This window comes from Paraburkholderia sp. NPDC080076, from assembly GCF_050281145.1.
Classification (GTDB): Bacteria; Pseudomonadota; Gammaproteobacteria; order Burkholderiales; family Burkholderiaceae; genus Paraburkholderia.
The window spans coordinates 237,791-254,460 of the sequence record NZ_JBNNWQ010000005.1 but is presented as its reverse complement, the minus strand read 5'-3'; the positions used below and the strand labels follow the sequence as shown (position 1 = coordinate 254,460).

The window sequence follows — 16,670 nt, the reverse complement described above, 5'->3', positions numbered from 1 at the left end:
TTCAATCTTGCAACAATACAAGGGCAAACCCGCCCGCCCAAAGCGTCATTGTTGTTTATTTGCCTATTATAAGGCTTTATCGAGACAAATTAGCAAGCTGTACGGGGCGCCACCCCGTCAGTGCGGTGCGTCGGCGATGCCGTACAGGCGAGCCCGCTCAACTGCGCGGGAACGGCCATGCGCCGCCATTGCCATTCGGATAAGCGGAGCCGTTGGCGCCATGCGCGCTCGGGCTCGCGTCGCCCGCCGTGGTCGCCTGATTGGCCGTCGGCGCAGCCGGCGCCGCGACCGTGCCGCCCTCGTTCTCCCAACGGCTCAATTCGCGCGCCACGGGGACTTGTGCCGCGCGGTTGCGCTGCTGTACGTAGCGCACAGCCAGAAAACCGCCGAGCGCCATCAGTGCGCCGAAGATGCCGATTTTGGGTCGTGCCATCGTGAACTCCTTGTCGTCATGAAGCGGATTGGTGTTCGAAAGCGTCTCAGCGCGCAGTCAGCACGCCGAGCAGAAAGCCGACGCCCGCGGCAATCCCGATCGAGCGCCACGGGTTGTGCCGCACGTAGCGTTCGGTATTGACGGTGGCCGCGCGGTAACGCCGCTGCGCGTTCTGCTGCGCATCGCCGAGTGCCGATTGCAGGGTTTCGACATGCGTGCCGAGTTTGTCGCGCAGCGCGCCGACGCCCTCTCCCGGCACGTTGGCGGCGAGCCGCAGCATTTCTTCCGAGTCCTTCAGCAGCACTCGCAGATCCTCGACAATCTTCTGGCCGCCGAGTGCAATCTGTTGCGTGGTGTAAGTCATCATTCACTCCTGGTCTGAGTTCGGCGTTGGCGTGTGCGTTTCGGCGAGTGCGCATATCGCTGCAAATTGGCGAATGGCGATCGCCACCGTCGCGCAACATGCCGATATGCCAGGCCGTCGTGCCAAAAAAGCACACGCGTGTCGGGTGGAAGTCGCAAACGCCGTGCCCGGTAAGTTTGCCCCGCGCGGGCCAAGCAAACACCAAGCCAGGCAGTTTCGACCGGCCGTGCATAAATGTATTTTTTAGGCCCTCACATCGTTTGCCGAAAACGGTGTCAAAGTGGTTAAATCAATCTTTGAGAGATAGCGGCATCGCTGGTTTATCTCATTCCCAGGCCTGCGCGCCGTAACAACGAACTCATTTGCACAGGACCCCCGTTTATGGCGTCAATCGACCTGGCCTCGCCCACCGTCTCCGCTGGCGGCAATGCTTCGGCACTGGCGAAGCAGCGCGTCGCGGACGGCATCGTGGGACTGAAATCGTACGGGCTGCTGTATGGCTCGTCGCCGGTGATGCTGGATCTGTACCAGCAGATCGAACGCGTCGCCGGCACCGACGCGACCGCGCTGATCATCGGCGAATCCGGCACCGGCAAGGAACTGATTGCCCGCACGATTCACGATCAAAGCAGCCGCAAGGACGCACCGTTCGTCGCCGTGAATTGCGGCGCAATTCCCGACGAACTCATCGAAGCCGAACTGTTCGGCCATGAGAAGGGCAGTTTCACCGGCGCGGTCCAGGGCCGCATCGGCTACTTCGAACATGCGAACGGCGGCACCCTGTTCCTCGACGAAATCACCGAAATGGCGCCGGTACGCCAGGTGAAGCTACTGCGCGCGCTGGAAACCGGCACCTTCTACCGGGTCGGCGGCAATGACCTGATCAGCGGCAACGTGCGCGTGATCGCCGCGACCAATCGCGACCCCGCCATCGCAGTCAAGGAAAACGGACTGCGTGAAGACCTCATGTACCGGCTCGCGGTTTTCCCGCTGCGCGCGCCGCCGCTGCGCGAGCGCGAGAGCGATCGCGAACTGCTTGCGCAGCACTTCCTCGCGCTGCTGAATCAGCAGGAAGGTACGGGCAAAAGCTTCAGCAAACGATCGATCGAAACACTGCGCACCTGGTCGTGGCCAGGCAACGTGCGCGAGTTGAAGAACGCGGTGTATCGCGCGTTCATTCTCGCGGAGAAGATCGTGGAGTTGCCGCATCCGCATCTCGCGTCGCGCGTGAAAAAACCCATGACGCAGGGCGACGCGATGAGCGTATGGATCGGCACGCCGCTCGCCGACGCGCAAAAGCAGATCATTCTCGGCACGCTCAAATATTGCGGCGGCGACAAACGACGCGCGGCCAAAGCTCTCGGCGTGAGTCTCAAGACCTTGTACAACCGCTTGAGCGCATACGGCGACGAAGGGGCGGAAGACGAGCCCGAGCAATAACTTCACGACGCGGCACTCAGGTGGCGACGCCGCGTGAGTGCTTGCGACGGCGCCTGAATGTCCGGGCACATGCGTGCTTCGGCGTCTGACCACCAGTTGCAAAAAGCCTGTGCTGCGCGACTTGAACGACCAACCAAATCCCTTCGCACCACCAATCAAAATCGGCCACTGCCCAACAGAAACCGATTTGTCTCGCACCATCTTTTGCAATTGCTTGCATTTTCCCTCTGCCAATTACAAATAGCATCCTGCAAAATGCGGCACACGCATTGCTAGGTGGGGAACGCGTGTTACTCGTTCGCACAGTTGATATCGAGCGCGAACGAAAGGCACTTGCAGGAGCAGAGACAGGGAAATGCAAAAAAGTATGGTGTGGGCTGAATGGGCAAAACGAACAGCCGGGCGTGGACGTCCCAATGCGACGGCGCTCGTTGCTCTCGCTGTGGCGATCTCATCGGCGTTGAGCGGCTGTAGCTCGCTCTATTCGGAAGGCGCCACTGCCGGCGCCGGTATCGCAGGCGCCGCGCTCGCGGCGAAGGTCACCAACAACGCGGCTGTCGCGACCGGTATCGGTCTCGGCGCGGTGGCCGCGGCGCGTGCCGGGGTGCAGTACTCGGAGCGCGTGGTCCACAAGAATACGCAGGACGGCATCGCGAAAATTGCCGGTCCGCTGGACGTCGGCGCAATCGCGCCGTGGAGCGTGACCCATTCGATGCCGATCGAAGACGACGAGCACGGCCGCGTCACCGTCAGCCGCACGATCAGCGCGGGCGCGCTCGACTGCAAGGAAATCGTCTTCTCCGTCGATCAGACGGCGACCAAGAACGTGCCGGCGAGCAGCGCGTTTTACGTGGCGTCGATCTGCCGTGACGGCGACAACTGGAAGTGGGCGTCGGCCGAACCCGCCACCGAACGTTGGGGCGCGTTGCAATGACGGCGCGTTCGCATACGGCTGGCCTCACGGTGCGCCGGCCTCGCCTCGCTGCCTGGTCCGGCAACCGGTTGCGGCTCGTGCTGGCCGGCGCGCTTTGCGTCGGCGCAAGTGTGCTGACAAGCGGCTGCTCGTCGGTGGGCGCGGCGAGCGGCGCGGCAGCGGGCGTCGCGTCCGGGCTGGTCACGTCCAATCCGGCAGTCGGCATCGGCATCGGCATTGCCGTGCAGGCGGCCACCGATGAAGCCGTCGGCCGCTACATGCGCACCATGCACACCGATCAGCAGAACATGATCGCCGCGTTGGCGGGCGCCATGCCGGTCGGCGAGACTCGCCCCTGGTCGGTCAAGCACACGCTGCCGATCGAGAACGGCCACGGCCAGGTGCGCGTGACGCGCGCGTTCGGTTCGGCCCTCGCGCTCTGCAAGGAATTCGTGTTCTCGGTGCAGGACGGCGATGGCCCGAACGCGCATGAGGACTGGTACACGGCGAGTGCGTGTCAGCAGGACAAAGGCTGGAAGTGGGCGTCCGCGGAACCGGCCGTCGCACGCTGGGGCAGTCTGCAATAAATGCGCGGAAATGAAAAAACGGCAGGGTCTCCCCTGCCGTTTTTGCTTTGACCTGGCTTCGCGCGTCTTGAACGACTCAACCGCGCAACGCGAAGGCGCTTAAGACTCCACGTCTTCCAAACTGAAGATTTCGGTCTGATCGTTGTACGAGAAGATCTCGCCATAACGGCCCCAGTTGATGACCGCGTCGAGCGTTTCTTCCGCGGCGCTGTCCGACAGAAAATCCTCCAGCTCCTGCTCGAAGCGCACGCGCGGCGCGCGATGCCCCGGCCGTTCGTTGAGCACTTTCTTGATTCGCGCGGCGAGCGGCACGTGCCGCAACAGATGCTCGGCGAACATCATCTTGCGTTCCTGGGTGCCGAACTCGGAGAACACGCGCGCCGGCGGCGTCAGGAAAATGTCGCCTTCGCGTATGTCGGCGAAACCGAGGTGCTGCAGCACTTCGGCGACAGGAAACAGATCGTCCACCTCCAGATGCAGCGAACGGGCGATTTCCGGCATGTCGGCGCGGCCGTGGTACGGCGCCGCGGCCAGCGTTTCGATCAGACCGGCCATCAGGTTGGTCGACACGTGCGGCAGCCAGCTGTGCAGCTCGAGACCCTTCCTGGTCTTTTCGTCGGTCTGACGCGCGGTCATCTTCGCGTAGATATCGTCCACCAGCCGGCGGAAAGCCGGGTCCAGACGATTACGCGGATGCTTGAACGGCACCTTGATCTCGGCGATCACACGGCCCGGATTCGACGACAACACCAGAATGCGGTCGCACATGAACACCGCTTCCTCGATGTTGTGCGTGACGATCAGCACGGCCTTGATCGGCATGCGGCCTTGCGTCCACAGATCGAGCAGGTCGGTACGCAGCGTTTCGGCGGTCAGCACGTCGAGCGCGGAGAACGGCTCGTCCATGAGCAGCAGCGTGGGATCGACCACCAGCGCGCGCGCAAAGCCGACGCGCTGGCGCATGCCGCCCGACAACTCGCGCGGATAGGCGTTTTCGAAACCGTCCAGACCGATCAGGTCGATCGCCGCCAGCGCGCGCGTGCGCCGCTCGCTCGCGCCGACGCCTTGCGCTTCGAGACCCGCTTCCACGTTTTGCAGCACGGTCAGCCACGGAAACAGCGCGAAGGTCTGGAACACCATCGCGACGCCCTTGGCGGGACCGTCGAGCGGCTTGCCCATGTAGGTGACTTCACCGTCGGTCGGCTCGATCAGACCGGCGATGATGCGCAACAGCGTCGACTTGCCCGAGCCCGAACGTCCAAGCAGCCCGACGATCTCGCCTTCGCGCAGCGACAGATTCGCGTCGTCGAGGACGAGCAGTTCGCCCTGCGACTTGTTGAACCCGCGGCACACGTCCTTGACGAGCAGGATCTCTTCGCCGAGGCGCGGCGGCTTCGGCGGGGTCTGGGTCGGCGCGGCGGTCATAGCAGCTTTAGGATTTTGCATCGCGTTTTGCCTTTATTACTCAATCGAGCCGGAGCTTGGCTTCGGCGTAGGCGTACATCGGACGCCACAGCAGGCGGTTGAACAGCGTCACGAACAGGGACATCACGGCAATGCCCACGATGATCTTCGGATAGTCGCCCGCGGCGGTGGACTGCGCAATGTAAGCGCCCAAACCGTGCGCGGCCACTTTGGTGTCGCCCCACTGCACGAATTCCGCGACGATGCTCGCATTCCACGCGCCGCCCGACGCGGTGATCGCGCCCGTGACGTAGTACGGGAAAATGCCCGGCAGAATCGCCTGACGCCACCATTGCCAGCCGCGGATGTGGAAGTTCTTGGCCGCCTCGCGATAGTCGTTCGGATACGACGTCGCGCCGGCGATCACGTTGAACAGGATATACCACTGGGTGCCGAGCACGATCAGCGGCGACAGCCAGATGTCCGGGTTCAGATGGAAGCGCACGATCGCGATCACGAACACCGGGAACAGCAGATTGGCCGGGAACGCGGCGAGAAACTGCGCGAGCGGCTGGATCTTTTCGGCGAGCGCCGGGCGCAAGCCGATCAGCACACCCACCGGCACCCAGATCACCGAGGCGATCGCGATCAGCACCACCACCCGCAGCAGCGTGATCAGCCCGAGCACGAACACGTGCCAGACTTCATCCAGCGACACGCCGGTGCGCACATAGATCACGACGCGATACACCACATAGACGGTCGTCAGCAGCACCAGCGTCGCCCACACGATATCGCCGACGCGCGAACTCTTCTGCTTCTGCGGAATCTGGAAGCGCGGCCCCTGGAACGCCGGCAGCCGCAACGGCACGCGCGCGGCCTTGGCGAACATCCAGCCGAGCGGCACCAGCAGCCGGTGGATCAGGCGGGTGCGGCGGATCAGATCGAGCAGCCACGATTCCGGCGCGTCGCCCGAACTGGTGGTTTCCATGCGGAACTTGTCGGCCCACGCGACAAGCGGACGGAACAGGAACTGGTCGTAGGCGAGAATCACGACCGTCATCGCGAGGATCACCCAGCCGATCGCGTGCAGGTTCTTGTCCGAGATCGCCTGCGCGAGATAGGCGCCGATCCCCGGCAGCGTGATCGTTCTGTTGCCGACCGTGATCGCCTCGGAGGCGACCACGAAGAACCAGCCACCCGACATCGACATCATCATGTTCCAGATGAGGCCCGGCATCGAGAACGGCACTTCCAGCTTCCAGAAGCGCTGCCATGAAGTCAGGTGAAAACCGCGCGAGACTTCGTCCAGATCGCGCGGCACGGTTCGCAGCGACTGATAGAAGCTGAACGTCATGTTCCACGCCTGGCTCGTGAAGATCGCGAAGATCGCCGCGAGCTCGGCACCGAGTACGCGCCCCGGGAACAGTGCTAAAAAGAAGGTGACCGTAAACGAAATGTAGCCCAGCACCGGCACCGACTGCAGGATGTCGAGAATCGGCACCAGCACGAGCCCGGCGCGGCGGCTCTTGGCCGCCAGCGTGCCGTACACGAGTGTGAAGGTCAGCGAGGCGACCATGGCCGCGAGCATGCGCAGCGTGGTGCGCATTGCATATTCAGGCAGGTTCGCCGGGTCGAGCGAGATGACTTGAGTCTTGAGCGTCGACATGGGCGCCAAGGTCTCGTGAAAGCCGATCGCCGCCATGGCGATCACACAGATGATCAGCGGGAAGGCGACGAAGTCCCAGCGGTTGGGCAGCACCCGCCATGCCGAAGCATTGGCGGTGCGCCTCAGGTTGAAGCTGAAGTCCATCAGATGCCCTCCCCGTCGAACCATGCGCTCAAGAACAGCAAGGAGGCCGCGGCTTCGGCGCGGCGGTCTGAAGATCGGTCCGGAAAGCGGAAATCAGGCATGGCAAAACGCGTGTGCGCGGTAAATCGTTAGCGTTGGAGACACGTGAACCGGTGACGAATGTGTCCGTGGACGAACCCGCCCAGGACCGCAACCGTCAAGCCAGACTCCTGTCGCCGCAGGCGCCGCCCGTAAGGGCTGGCGAGCTTTCCTTGTTTTGGACGGCACGACACTACACCATCCTATGTTTCAGGCACAACCTTTCGCGGCAAATAGCAATAAATAGCGGAAAACCTCAGATTGCCGCCCTCGCGCCAGCGAGCACTGTTCGCGACTCAGACTATTTATCGTGGCGCGCCGACCACATCTTCGACCCTCACGGCGGCTGCCGCGATAGCTCAGAAGCCCACCCGAAAAATCCGAACGACCATCAAGAATCCGGCCGGGCTGCCGTTAATAACCTGATGGACGCGGCAGTCGCACTTCGCATTCCCGCAATAACGGTGGCGTCTGGCCCCATGCCGGTTAAAATCAGGAGACGACGCCTGTTATCGGTTCATCCCGGGCCACAGCGACGGCGTATTGCCGACCGCTTCCACAGGGGCGAAACAGCGCAAGCGCGCTGCCACGAAAGAGCCAGTTGCATGTCACAGCCAGACGGATCAGAGAGTCGATGAACAGGACAACCTTGCGCCAGGCAACCGGGCCGGTCAGCTTCATGCTGATCGTCCTGGTTTGCTGGTTCGTGGCCGGCATGGTTGCGGACCGGATGGTACAGCAAGAGCTGGACGCAGCCCTGCGTGCGCAGCGGCAAATGTCCGCGTCGATCGTGGACAACATGGCGGAGGTGATCGCCAGCGACCTTGCGATGTCTCGCGCCATCCCCGCAACCATGGCCGAGATGGACGTGGTCCAGCGCGCTCTGGTGCAATCCCAGAATTATGCCGTGAACGGCGAAGCGACGGAACCCGTCCTGCGCGCCGCGTTGCTGAAAGACAAGCAGATGAGCGCCGTGAGCAACTTCCTGCACGACGCGCAAGGCTTCTCCGGGCTCGACCAGATCTGGCTCGTCAACGCCAACGGCGTCTGCGTCGCCTCGAGCAACTCCATCAACAATCCGCTCGCGGCCGAGCGCTCCTTCGTCGGCACCGACATGCGCGTGCGCGGCTACCTGACCAACGCGCTGCTCGGCGCGTTCTCCGAAGCCTATGGCGTCGGCCGCGCGAGCGGCGAGCCCGGCATCTTCATCGCCGCGCCGGCATACGCGGACGGTCTGCTGGTCGGCGTGGTCGTCGCCAAGGTCGGGATCGCCCGGCTGCGCCACTGGGTCGCGCACGCCGGGACCTTCGTCGCCGACGACAACGGCGTCATCATCATGGCGCACAGCAGCGAGCTCGAAGGCCGCGCGCTGCCGAACTCACGCGTCACGCAAATGACGCCCGCCGAGCGCAAGGTCATCTACCTGCGCGACGCGATTCCCGACATCCATATCAGCGTGGATTCGCAAGTGCGCGAACAGGCGCCGTGGGTGCCGTCAGCCGTGGCCGGGCAACTGTTCGGCATGTCCGACCGGCCTATGCCGTCGCTCTATCAGACGCGCGGCGGCCTGAACTCGGGGCTGTCGGCGCATCTGGTCGATCCGCTCGTGGCCTGGCCGGAACTGCTGCGCAATCACAAGCGCGATCATTTGCTGGTGTTTCTGACGCTGGCCGGCACGGTCGCGCTGGCGTGGGTGATCACGGTGTCGTATGTGCGCGAGCGGCGCCACCATCGCGCCACGCGCGATCTCGCTGAACAACTGCAATCCGCCAACACGCTGCTGTCGGCCGAGGCGCGCCACGACGCGCTGACCGGCGCGCTGTCGCGACGCTACTTTCTCGACCTGCTGCGTCATGAGATCGAACGCGCGCATGCCGGCCACGAACCGCTGTGCATGGCGATCGCCGACCTCGACCACTTCAAGCAGATCAACGACCGCTTCGGCCACGCCGCCGGCGATCGCGCGCTCGAACATTTCGTCGACACCTGCCGCGCCGAGTTGCGCGGCGCCGACGCGATCGGCCGGCTCGGCGGCGAAGAGTTCGGCCTGCTGCTGCCGGCCACGGATCTGGCCGGCGGCCACGAAGTCGTCGAACGCTTGCGGCTGCGTCTGAAAGCGGTCCCTTCGCCGAAGCTGCCCGCTTCGGTGGGCTTGAGCGTGAGCATCGGCATCACCGAACTCTCGCCCGACGATCTGCCCGAGCGAATCATGAGCCGCGCCGACATGGCGCTCTACGCGGCGAAATCGGGCGGCCGCGACCGCACCGAAGCCTTGCCGCCCGACGACACCGCACCGCCCACCCGCACGGTGGCCAACGTGTGGTGATGCGCTCGGCAGACGCGAAACACCGGCGTCTCAATCAACACGCAAGCTGATGCAAGGCAAGACCCGCCCTCCGGCATCCCCTAACGAAGCAGGTATGATCGACCCTGATATCGAGGTTGCCGCTACCGCTTTAACGGGAGATTCGCATGAAGGGAAATTTGGTGATCGTATGTCGCGATCAGGATGCTGACGCGTTCGACCATCTGCTGGCTGAATACGGCGCGTTCCAGACGCGCCTGTCGTCCACCGCGTGGTATCTGAAACTGGAGGTGGCGCCGGAACTGATTCAGGAAGAGATCCTGGCGCGTCTCGGCAAATACACCACGCACTATATTTTCGAAGCCGAAACGGTGACGTGGAATACGGTGGATAGCGACGCGGCGAATGCGCTGAATACGTTGTTCTCGGACTAGCGCGCCGGTTTCCGGCCGCACCTCCGAACCTTGCGTTCGGATCCCGGGGGCACGGCGCGGGCCGGGAGGCCAACACCGCGCACTGCACGACTTACCAGGCGCTTTCCGACGCTGCCGCGACCCGCGGCAACACTTCAAACGGAAAGCTCATCAGGACTCGCAAACCACGGCCACCGTGGTTGCCGATCTCCCACTCCCCGCCCGCACGCCTTACCAGCCGCTCGACAATGGCGAGCCCGAGACCGCTATGGCCGTTGCCGCCGCGCGCCGGATCGAGCCGCACGAAAGGCCGGCTGGCGTTGATCAGATCCTGGGCCGCGATACCGCTGCCGCTGTCGCTCACCGACAAGGTGAAGCCCTGCGAGCTACGCGCCGTGGCGACGACGATCGGCGGCGCACCGTAGGCATGCGCGTTGTCGAGCAGGTTCGACAGAATCCGGTCGAGCGTGGCGGCGGGCAACAGGAACGCCGGCCCCGCATTGAGTTCGGTCTGCACCGTGGCCACACCGGAGGCTACCGCGCGATAGCTGCGCACCACCCGCTCGCACTGCGCGTCCACTTCCACCGCTTCGCTGCGATCGGCGCCGTCGTGCGCGAACACCAGAAACTGTTCGACGATATGCGTCATGGAATCGACATCGCGCACCACGCCGTCGCGCATCTTCACTTCGTCCATCATTTCGGCGCGCAGCCGCAAACGCGCGAGCGGCGTTTTCAGATCGTGCGCGACACCCGCCAGCATCACGGCGCGGTCGTTTTCCGTGCGCGCCACTTCCTGGACCATCTGATTAAAGCCGTGCGTGAGTTGACGCAATTCGCGCGGCCCGCGCTCCGGCACCGGCGGCACCGGCAAGCCGCGGCCGAAGCGCGCCACCGCCTGGGCGAGCGAGCGCAACGGCTGCTGTAGCGCCCACGCGGCGAACAGCGCCGCCATCACCGCGAACGAGAAAATGATGGCAAGCCACAGCACCGTGCGGTCGAGCGAGCGCGGCGTGCGCAACGGCTGCACCGGTACGACGATCCAGCTTCGGTCGGAGGTGGCGCGCACCCATAGCGTGGGCGGACGACCTGGCAGGCCGACGCGCACCTGCGTGCCCGACGGCATGCGGTCGCGCACGTCTTCGACGAAGCGTTCGAGCGGCGGAGGCATGTCCACGGCCTCCGGCGGCACTTCGGGGCTCGCCGGGTCGACCAGTTTGACGCGCGACGGCAATGGCTGATCCGGCGTTCGGGCGACGTGCTGACGCACCGCGTCGACGAGGAAGGTCGCTTCCTCGACCGCGTAGCGCGTTTGCAGTTGACTGCGCTCCAGGCGCATGAGCGCGTACCACGCGAAATGCGACAGCAGCAGTACCGCGACGACTAGCAGCGCTAGCCGCCCGAACAGCGAATCAATGGGCCGGCGCATGCTGTTCGCCGTCGGGCACGAACACGTAGCCGCGGCCGCGCACAGTCTGAATGAAGCGCGGTGTGGACGGATCGGTTTCGAGAATGCGGCGCAGACGCCAGACCTGCACGTCGATGCCGCGGTCGGTGCCGTCGTATTCCGGACCGTGCAGCAGTTCGAGCAAGCGCTCGCGCGTAAGCGTGCGCATGGGGTGATTGACGAAAATCTTCAGCAACGCGAATTCGCTGCCCGACAACGTGAGCGGCTTGTCTTCCAGATGCAGCGTGCGCGACTGGAAGTCCAGCGTGAAGCGGCCGAAATTGAACGGCTCGCGCTGCTCCGGCGCCGCCGCCGACGGCAGCGTGCGACGGCGGCGCAGCACCGCCTGTACGCGCGCGAGCAACTCGCGCGGATTGAACGGCTTGCCGAGGTAGTCGTCCGCGCCGAGTTCCAGCCCGACGATGCGGTCGACGTCGTCCGCCCGCGCCGTGAGCATGATCACGGGGATGTCGTCGCCCGACGCGCGCAGCTTGCGCAGCGCCGTAAGCCCGTCGACACCCGGCATCATCAGGTCGAGCACGATCAGATCCGGGCGCTCGCGTTCGAGCCTGCGCTCGAGCGAGCCCGCGTCGTGCAGCACCGAAACCTCGATGCCCTGGCGGGCCAGATAGTCGCGGAGCAGATCGCGCAATTCGACGTCGTCGTCGACAACAAGTATTTGAGTAGCCATGGGATGAAGTTTAACGCGCAGCAGGATGGGTTTTCGATTTCAAACCGGCCCCAAGGGTTACCGGGTGTTACGGTGAAAGGTGTGCGTAATCCCCCGTAACAGCCGCATCCTGCCACGTAACACAGCGAACTGCGCAGTTCTCTACGCTGTGTCTTACCGAATGCAGGCCGTCCACTTTAACCGGTTGCATCGTCGGCTATTCCATTACAGGGAGTCTCACATGTCTACCAAAAAGATGTCGCGCGTTCTCGCCGTTGCCGCCACTGCTCTCGCCATCGGGGCGGGCGCCGCCTATGCCGCACAACCCGCCGAACACGGCGGCCCCGGCGGCTGGCACGGCCACTTCATGAAGCAATTGACCCAGCTCCACGATCAGTTGAAGCTGAACGCGGATCAGGAAAAGCAGTGGCAAGCCGCGCTCGACACCATGAAGCAGAACCACGAGGCCATGCGCGCCAATCATGAACAGATCAAGAACCAGTTCAAGGCTGCGCAGCAACAGCCGATCCTGGATCTGAACGCCATGGCGGCCGCGCACCAGCAAGTCGAGCAGAAAGACGCGCAACTGCGTCAGCAAACCTCGGATGCCTGGCTCAAGTTCTACAACGGCCTGAACGACCAGCAGAAGACCACCGTCAGCACGGCGCTCAAGCAGCGCTTTGCGAAGATGGAGTCGCGTCATGAAAAGATGCACGAGCGCTGGGAGCATCGCAAGGGCGCGGCATCGGCGCCGGCGGCCAATCAGTAAGCGGCCCGGTATCAATGCACAGGCGGCCCGCGCGGCCGTCTGCGTTGCTGGATGCAAAAACGCCACGGAGGTTCGCCTTCCGTGGCGTTTTTTTTGACTACGCGATGCGGCGCGGTGCGTGCGCGCGGACCGTCGCGATGCATGCGTGAGGCTTGCTCGTTGCGCCTTCAACTATTCCTTCAGTGAAAACGCAGCCGAACGAGCACGGCTTAGCCGTTGAGCTGCCCCAGATCGAACAGCAGCACTTCAGCGTTCTCGCCCTTCTCCAGCGTCACCGTATCCGTGTCGCTGAGCTTGGCGGCGTCGCCCGCATGGAGCGTCTCGCCGTTCACCGTCAGCGCGCCGCGCGCCACGTGCACATAGGCGAGCCGTCCTTTGGGCAGCGCGAACGTGGCCGATTCCGCGCCGTCGATCAACGCCGCGTAAATCGACGCATCCGCGTGGATCGTCACCGAACCGTCGCGGCCGTCGGGCGACGCGACCACGCGCAGGCGGCCGCGCTTGTCGGCGGCGTCGAAGCGCTTTTCCTCGTAGCTGGGCTGATCGCCCGCGCGTTGCGGAATTACCCAGATCTGCAGCAGGTGCGCAGATTCGTCCTGCGACGCGTTGAACTCGCTGTGCTGCACGCCTGTGCCGGCGCTCATGCGCTGCACGTCGCCGGGACGGATCGTCGAGCCATTGCCCATGCTGTCGCGGTGAGCCAGCGCGCCTTCGAGCACATACGTGACGATTTCCATGTCGCGATGGCCATGCGTGCCGAAGCCCTCACCGCCGGCGATACGGTCTTCGTTGATGACCCGCAGCGGGCCGAAATGCACGTGCTGGGGGTCGCGATAGTCGGCAAACGAGAAGCTGTGATACGAGTCGAGCCAGCCGTGGTTGGCGTGACCGCGTTCTTCGGAGCGGCGAATCTCGAACATGGAAGTACTCCTGGTGAGTAAATAGCGATGCCGAGAATGTATGGGCATGGCCTGCACTAAACAATCGGCGCGGCTGCACCGGATCGTTCCATAAATCCGTGCAATCGGGCGTTGGCGCGGTCCGGCGCTGGTCCGGGCGATGTTCCGGCCGCGCGTGCAAGACCGCGGTTGCCATTCCGGCCTCGGCATAGGTACGACAAACGCCCCGCACATGAGTCGCGCATCCGCCGCAAGCGCGACCGGCCTCGCACGGCCTGGAAAGAACGCACCAGCGTCGCGCCCGCACAACGTCCGCGCGCGCCAGTTTGCCGCCGCCCGCGTCCCGGACTGGCGCCTCGTCCCTGTTCGGGTAAAATACCGCGCTTTTCGAGATTGCGTGCGCGCCGAAGGCGAACCGGCGAGCTCGGCATGGCGGGCCGCGGTGGGTCGGCTGCAGCTTTCGGACCCGCGCCGGGCTGCCTCGATGCATCGAATGCACGCGCCGCGCTCCGCAGCAGAAACCCGAGCGGCGCGACAATTTTGACCGCCTAGAATAGCGACGGCCGGCCACGAGCCGGCGGTCGTCGAGATCGAAGCACCACGACGATCAGTTTGACCCAGGAGAAACATGAAGAAGTTCGCACTCTGCGTGGCGCTTACGGTCATGGCCACCGGCGCGCTGGCGAAAGAGTGGAAAACCGTGCGAATCGGGGTGGACGCCAGCTATCCGCCGTTCGAATCCAAGGCGCCCAACGGCCAGGTGGTCGGCTTCGACGCCGATCTGACCCGCGCACTGTGCGCGAAGATGAACGTGAAATGCGTGTGGGTCGAGCAGGATCTCGACGGCATCATTCCGGCGTTGAAGGGCAAGAAGTACGACGCGATCGTGTCCTCGCTGACCATCACGGACAAGCGCCGCGAGCAGATCGACTTCTCCGACAAGCTGTTCGACGCCCCCGCCCGCATGGTTGCCAAGGCAGGCTCGCCGCTGCTGCCCACAGCTGATTCGCTGAAGGGCAAACGCGTCGGCGTCGAACAGGGTTCGACTCAGGAAGCCTACGCCAAAGTCTGGTGGGAGCCCAAAGGCGTGACCGTGGTGCCTTATCAGAATCAGGATCAGGTGTACGCCGACCTCGCTTCGGGGCGTCTGGACGCCGCCTTGCAGGACGAAGTGCAGGCCGACGCCGGTTTCCTGAAGACGCCGCGCGGCAAAGGCTTCGGCTGGGCGGGCCCGGAAGTGAAGGACCCGAAGACGATCGGCGAAGGCACGGCCATCGGCCTGCGCAAGGACGACGCCGAGCTGAAGGCGATGTTCAACCAGGCGCTGGCGCAGGTTCACCAGGACGGCACGTTCAGGAAGCTCGAGAAGCAGTACTTCGACTTCGACATCTATCCCGGGCATTGAGCCGGGCATCGAGTCTGGACGCTGAACTCGGGCACAGAATGCAGCACCCACGAAACTCGGGGCTCGCCCGCATGGGCTTTCACGAGGCTTCGTAATACAGTCGGCAGTAGATTCACAAGCAGTTTCACAACGAGAGTCGAAAAGCGCGCTGCAAGACCGGCAACGGCCATGCAGTCATGATTTGCACAGCGGTGCGCTGTGCGCCGCAGGTCACAGCGAGCCTCAGGCTCGCGGCAAACGCGGCGCAGAGTTGGCCGCGTCTTTCGCGGTGTGTCGCAAACACATCGTCAAGGACCCCATATGTTCCTTCAAGGCTACGGCCCGCTGCTCCTCAACGGCACCTGGCAGACCGTCAAACTGGCGGTGTTGTCGCTGGCGTTCGCTTTCGTGCTGGGCCTGCTCGGCGCGGCGGCGAAACTGTCGAAAAACCGTTTCTCCTACGGCGTCGGCACGGTCTACACCACGCTCGTGCGCGGCGTGCCCGACCTGGTGCTGATGCTTCTGCTCTTCTATAGCATCCAGATCTGGCTGAACAACCTGACCGATCTGCTCGGCTGGGACCAGATCGACATCGATCCCTTCGTGGCCGGCGTCGCGGTGCTCGGCTTCATTTACGGCGCGTACTTCACCGAGACCTTCCGCGGCGCGTTTCTCGCGGTGCCGCGCGGCCAGCTCGAAGCCGGCGCGGCTTATGGCATGACGGGCTGGCAGGTGTTCACCCGCGTGATGTTCCCGCAGATGATGCGCTTCGCGCTGCCCGGCATCGGCAACAACTGGCAGGTGATGGTGAAGGCCACCGCGCTGGTGTCGATCATCGGTCTCGCCGACGTGGTCAAGGCTTCGCAGGACGCGGGCAAAGGCACGCTGCGGTTCTTCTTCTTCACCCTGTTCGCAGGGGCGATCTATCTCGTCATCACCACAGTGTCCAACTTCGTGCTGATGTACCTCGAAAAGCGTTACTCGACCGGCGTGCGAAAGGCGGATCTATGATCGAGATCATTCAGGAATACTGGCGCAACTATCTCTACACCGACGGCTATCGCATCACCGGCGTCGCGATCACGCTGTGGCTGCTGGTGGTGTCGATCGGGCTCGGCTTCTGCCTGTCGATTCCGCTCGCGGTGGCGCGCGTGTCGAAGAGGAAGTGGCTCTCCCGCCTCGTGTGGCTGTATACGTACATCTTCCGCGGCACGCCGCTGTATGTGCAACTGCTGCTCTGCTACACCGGCTTGTACAGCCTCGAAGTCATTCGCAATCACGAGCTCACCAATGCGTTCTTCCGCGACGGCATGCATTGCACGCTGCTCGCTTTCACGCTGAACACCTGCGCGTACACCACCGAGATTTTCGCTGGCGCGATCAAGGCGACGCCATACGGCGAGATCGAAGCGGCACGCGCGTACGGCATGTCGTCGTTCACGCTGTACCGGCGCGTGATTCTGCCGTCGGCATTGCGCCGCGCGCTGCCCTACTACAGCAATGAAGTGATCCTGATGCTGCATGCGACCACCGTCGCGTTTACCGCGACCGTGCCGGACATTCTCAAGATCGCGCGCGATGTGAACTCCGCGACGTATCAGTCGTTCAATGCATTCGGCATCGCAGCCCTGCTCTATCTGTGCATTTCTTTCGCGCTCGTGTGGCTGTTCCGCCGCGCCGAGCGCCGCTGGCTCGCTTACCTGCGGCCGCAAGGCAAGTGACCCGGGGCACCGCGCCCTCCGCAAGTAAGC

At 63.9% G+C, this 16,670-nt stretch carries 16 protein-coding genes; 9 read left to right on the top strand and 7 right to left on the bottom strand.

Annotated elements, in window-relative coordinates; all coding sequences use genetic code 11:
- Nucleotides 1-157: 157 nt before the first annotated feature.
- Both ACQKRQ_RS22665 and ACQKRQ_RS22660 read right to left on the bottom strand, forming a co-directional pair.
- Entirely contained in the window at nucleotides 158-433 is a 276-nt protein-coding gene (locus ACQKRQ_RS22665; protein ID WP_132375520.1) for a hypothetical protein, read from the bottom strand.
- Between the two features lie 46 nt (nucleotides 434-479).
- Nucleotides 480-797 (bottom strand): DUF883 family protein, encoded by a 318-nt coding sequence (locus ACQKRQ_RS22660; RefSeq protein WP_132375522.1) that lies wholly within the window; start codon nucleotides 795-797, stop codon nucleotides 480-482.
- A 381-nt stretch (nucleotides 798-1,178) separates the two neighbouring features.
- On the opposite strand from ACQKRQ_RS22660, the gene ACQKRQ_RS22655 reads away from it, so the two are divergent.
- From ACQKRQ_RS22655 to ACQKRQ_RS22645, 3 genes are all read left to right on the top strand, one after another.
- Nucleotides 1,179-2,237 (top strand): sigma-54 interaction domain-containing protein, encoded by a 1,059-nt coding sequence (locus ACQKRQ_RS22655; RefSeq protein WP_132375524.1) that lies wholly within the window; start codon nucleotides 1,179-1,181, stop codon nucleotides 2,235-2,237.
- 355 nt (nucleotides 2,238-2,592) lie between these two features.
- Nucleotides 2,593-3,171, top strand: coding sequence for a hypothetical protein (locus tag ACQKRQ_RS22650; protein ID WP_427479520.1), 579 nt, complete (start codon nucleotides 2,593-2,595; stop codon nucleotides 3,169-3,171).
- Nucleotides 3,168-3,737, top strand: coding sequence for a hypothetical protein (locus ACQKRQ_RS22645; RefSeq protein ID WP_427479518.1), 570 nt, complete (start codon nucleotides 3,168-3,170; stop codon nucleotides 3,735-3,737). The genes ACQKRQ_RS22650 and ACQKRQ_RS22645 overlap by 4 nt, the downstream gene beginning before the upstream one ends.
- 99 nt (nucleotides 3,738-3,836) lie before the next feature.
- Here the strand turns inward: ACQKRQ_RS22645 and ACQKRQ_RS22640 are convergent, their stop codons facing one another.
- On the bottom strand, nucleotides 3,837-5,183 hold the full coding sequence (locus ACQKRQ_RS22640) for an AAA-associated domain-containing protein (RefSeq protein ID WP_427479516.1): 1,347 nt from the start codon (nucleotides 5,181-5,183) through the stop codon (nucleotides 3,837-3,839).
- Between the two features lie 19 nt (nucleotides 5,184-5,202).
- Entirely contained in the window at nucleotides 5,203-6,954 is a 1,752-nt protein-coding gene (locus ACQKRQ_RS22635; protein ID WP_427479514.1) for an ABC transporter permease, read from the bottom strand.
- 712 nt (nucleotides 6,955-7,666) lie between these two features.
- Between ACQKRQ_RS22635 and ACQKRQ_RS22630 the strand changes: the two genes are divergently transcribed.
- Nucleotides 7,667-9,358: a sensor domain-containing diguanylate cyclase gene (locus ACQKRQ_RS22630; RefSeq protein WP_132375531.1), complete on the top strand. Its 1,692-nt coding sequence runs from the start codon at nucleotides 7,667-7,669 to the stop codon at nucleotides 9,356-9,358.
- Between the two features lie 146 nt (nucleotides 9,359-9,504).
- A complete protein-coding gene (locus ACQKRQ_RS22625; protein WP_038458190.1) occupies nucleotides 9,505-9,771 on the top strand; it encodes a hypothetical protein in 267 nt (88 codons plus the stop codon).
- Between the two features lie 91 nt (nucleotides 9,772-9,862).
- On the opposite strand, the gene ACQKRQ_RS22620 is transcribed toward ACQKRQ_RS22625, so the two are convergent.
- Entirely contained in the window at nucleotides 9,863-11,179 is a 1,317-nt protein-coding gene (locus tag ACQKRQ_RS22620) for an ATP-binding protein (protein ID WP_427479511.1), read from the bottom strand.
- Entirely contained in the window at nucleotides 11,163-11,888 is a 726-nt protein-coding gene (locus tag ACQKRQ_RS22615) for a response regulator (RefSeq protein ID WP_012432166.1), read from the bottom strand. The genes ACQKRQ_RS22620 and ACQKRQ_RS22615 overlap by 17 nt, the downstream gene beginning before the upstream one ends.
- Nucleotides 11,889-12,108: 220 nt before the next feature.
- Between ACQKRQ_RS22615 and ACQKRQ_RS22610 the strand changes: the two genes are divergently transcribed.
- Nucleotides 12,109-12,636 (top strand): periplasmic heavy metal sensor, encoded by a 528-nt coding sequence (locus ACQKRQ_RS22610; protein ID WP_007175816.1) that lies wholly within the window; start codon nucleotides 12,109-12,111, stop codon nucleotides 12,634-12,636.
- A gap of 209 nt (nucleotides 12,637-12,845) precedes the next feature.
- On the opposite strand, the gene ACQKRQ_RS22605 is transcribed toward ACQKRQ_RS22610, so the two are convergent.
- Complete coding sequence (locus ACQKRQ_RS22605; RefSeq protein WP_408289330.1) at nucleotides 12,846-13,556, bottom strand: pirin family protein; 711 nt, start codon at nucleotides 13,554-13,556, stop codon at nucleotides 12,846-12,848.
- Between the two features lie 607 nt (nucleotides 13,557-14,163).
- Here ACQKRQ_RS22605 and ACQKRQ_RS22600 point away from each other — a divergent pair.
- The 3 genes from ACQKRQ_RS22600 (at nucleotide 14,164) to ACQKRQ_RS22590 (ending at nucleotide 16,640) form a co-directional block, all read left to right on the top strand.
- Complete coding sequence (locus ACQKRQ_RS22600) at nucleotides 14,164-14,940, top strand: ABC transporter substrate-binding protein (RefSeq protein WP_427479508.1); 777 nt, start codon at nucleotides 14,164-14,166, stop codon at nucleotides 14,938-14,940.
- A gap of 300 nt (nucleotides 14,941-15,240) precedes the next feature.
- Complete coding sequence (locus tag ACQKRQ_RS22595) at nucleotides 15,241-15,930, top strand: ABC transporter permease (protein WP_012432163.1); 690 nt, start codon at nucleotides 15,241-15,243, stop codon at nucleotides 15,928-15,930.
- The gene (locus ACQKRQ_RS22590) at nucleotides 15,927-16,640 is read left to right on the top strand and encodes an ABC transporter permease (protein ID WP_132375536.1); all 714 of its coding nucleotides are present in this window, start codon (nucleotides 15,927-15,929) and stop codon (nucleotides 16,638-16,640) included. Before ACQKRQ_RS22595 ends, ACQKRQ_RS22590 begins: the two co-directional genes overlap by 4 nt.
- Nucleotides 16,641-16,670 lie beyond the last annotated feature (30 nt).

What these genes read in the sequence shown, in the direction of transcription:
- ACQKRQ_RS22665 (WP_132375520.1), bottom strand. Translation starts at nt 433, where the DNA reads ATGGCACGACCCAAAATCGGCATCTTCGGCGCACTGATGGCGCTCGGC.
- ACQKRQ_RS22660 (WP_132375522.1), bottom strand. Translation starts at nt 797, where the DNA reads ATGACTTACACCACGCAACAGATTGCACTCGGCGGCCAGAAGATTGTC.
- ACQKRQ_RS22655 (WP_132375524.1), top strand. Translation starts at nt 1,179, where the DNA reads ATGGCGTCAATCGACCTGGCCTCGCCCACCGTCTCCGCTGGCGGCAAT.
- ACQKRQ_RS22650 (WP_427479520.1), top strand. Translation starts at nt 2,593, where the DNA reads ATGCAAAAAAGTATGGTGTGGGCTGAATGGGCAAAACGAACAGCCGGG.
- ACQKRQ_RS22645 (WP_427479518.1), top strand. Translation starts at nt 3,168, where the DNA reads ATGACGGCGCGTTCGCATACGGCTGGCCTCACGGTGCGCCGGCCTCGC.
- ACQKRQ_RS22640 (WP_427479516.1), bottom strand. Translation starts at nt 5,183, where the DNA reads ATGCAAAATCCTAAAGCTGCTATGACCGCCGCGCCGACCCAGACCCCG.
- ACQKRQ_RS22635 (WP_427479514.1), bottom strand. Translation starts at nt 6,954, where the DNA reads ATGGACTTCAGCTTCAACCTGAGGCGCACCGCCAATGCTTCGGCATGG.
- ACQKRQ_RS22630 (WP_132375531.1), top strand. Translation starts at nt 7,667, where the DNA reads ATGAACAGGACAACCTTGCGCCAGGCAACCGGGCCGGTCAGCTTCATG.
- ACQKRQ_RS22625 (WP_038458190.1), top strand. Translation starts at nt 9,505, where the DNA reads ATGAAGGGAAATTTGGTGATCGTATGTCGCGATCAGGATGCTGACGCG.
- ACQKRQ_RS22620 (WP_427479511.1), bottom strand. Translation starts at nt 11,179, where the DNA reads ATGCGCCGGCCCATTGATTCGCTGTTCGGGCGGCTAGCGCTGCTAGTC.
- ACQKRQ_RS22615 (WP_012432166.1), bottom strand. Translation starts at nt 11,888, where the DNA reads ATGGCTACTCAAATACTTGTTGTCGACGACGACGTCGAATTGCGCGAT.
- ACQKRQ_RS22610 (WP_007175816.1), top strand. Translation starts at nt 12,109, where the DNA reads ATGTCTACCAAAAAGATGTCGCGCGTTCTCGCCGTTGCCGCCACTGCT.
- ACQKRQ_RS22605 (WP_408289330.1), bottom strand. Translation starts at nt 13,556, where the DNA reads ATGTTCGAGATTCGCCGCTCCGAAGAACGCGGTCACGCCAACCACGGC.
- ACQKRQ_RS22600 (WP_427479508.1), top strand. Translation starts at nt 14,164, where the DNA reads ATGAAGAAGTTCGCACTCTGCGTGGCGCTTACGGTCATGGCCACCGGC.
- ACQKRQ_RS22595 (WP_012432163.1), top strand. Translation starts at nt 15,241, where the DNA reads ATGTTCCTTCAAGGCTACGGCCCGCTGCTCCTCAACGGCACCTGGCAG.
- ACQKRQ_RS22590 (WP_132375536.1), top strand. Translation starts at nt 15,927, where the DNA reads ATGATCGAGATCATTCAGGAATACTGGCGCAACTATCTCTACACCGAC.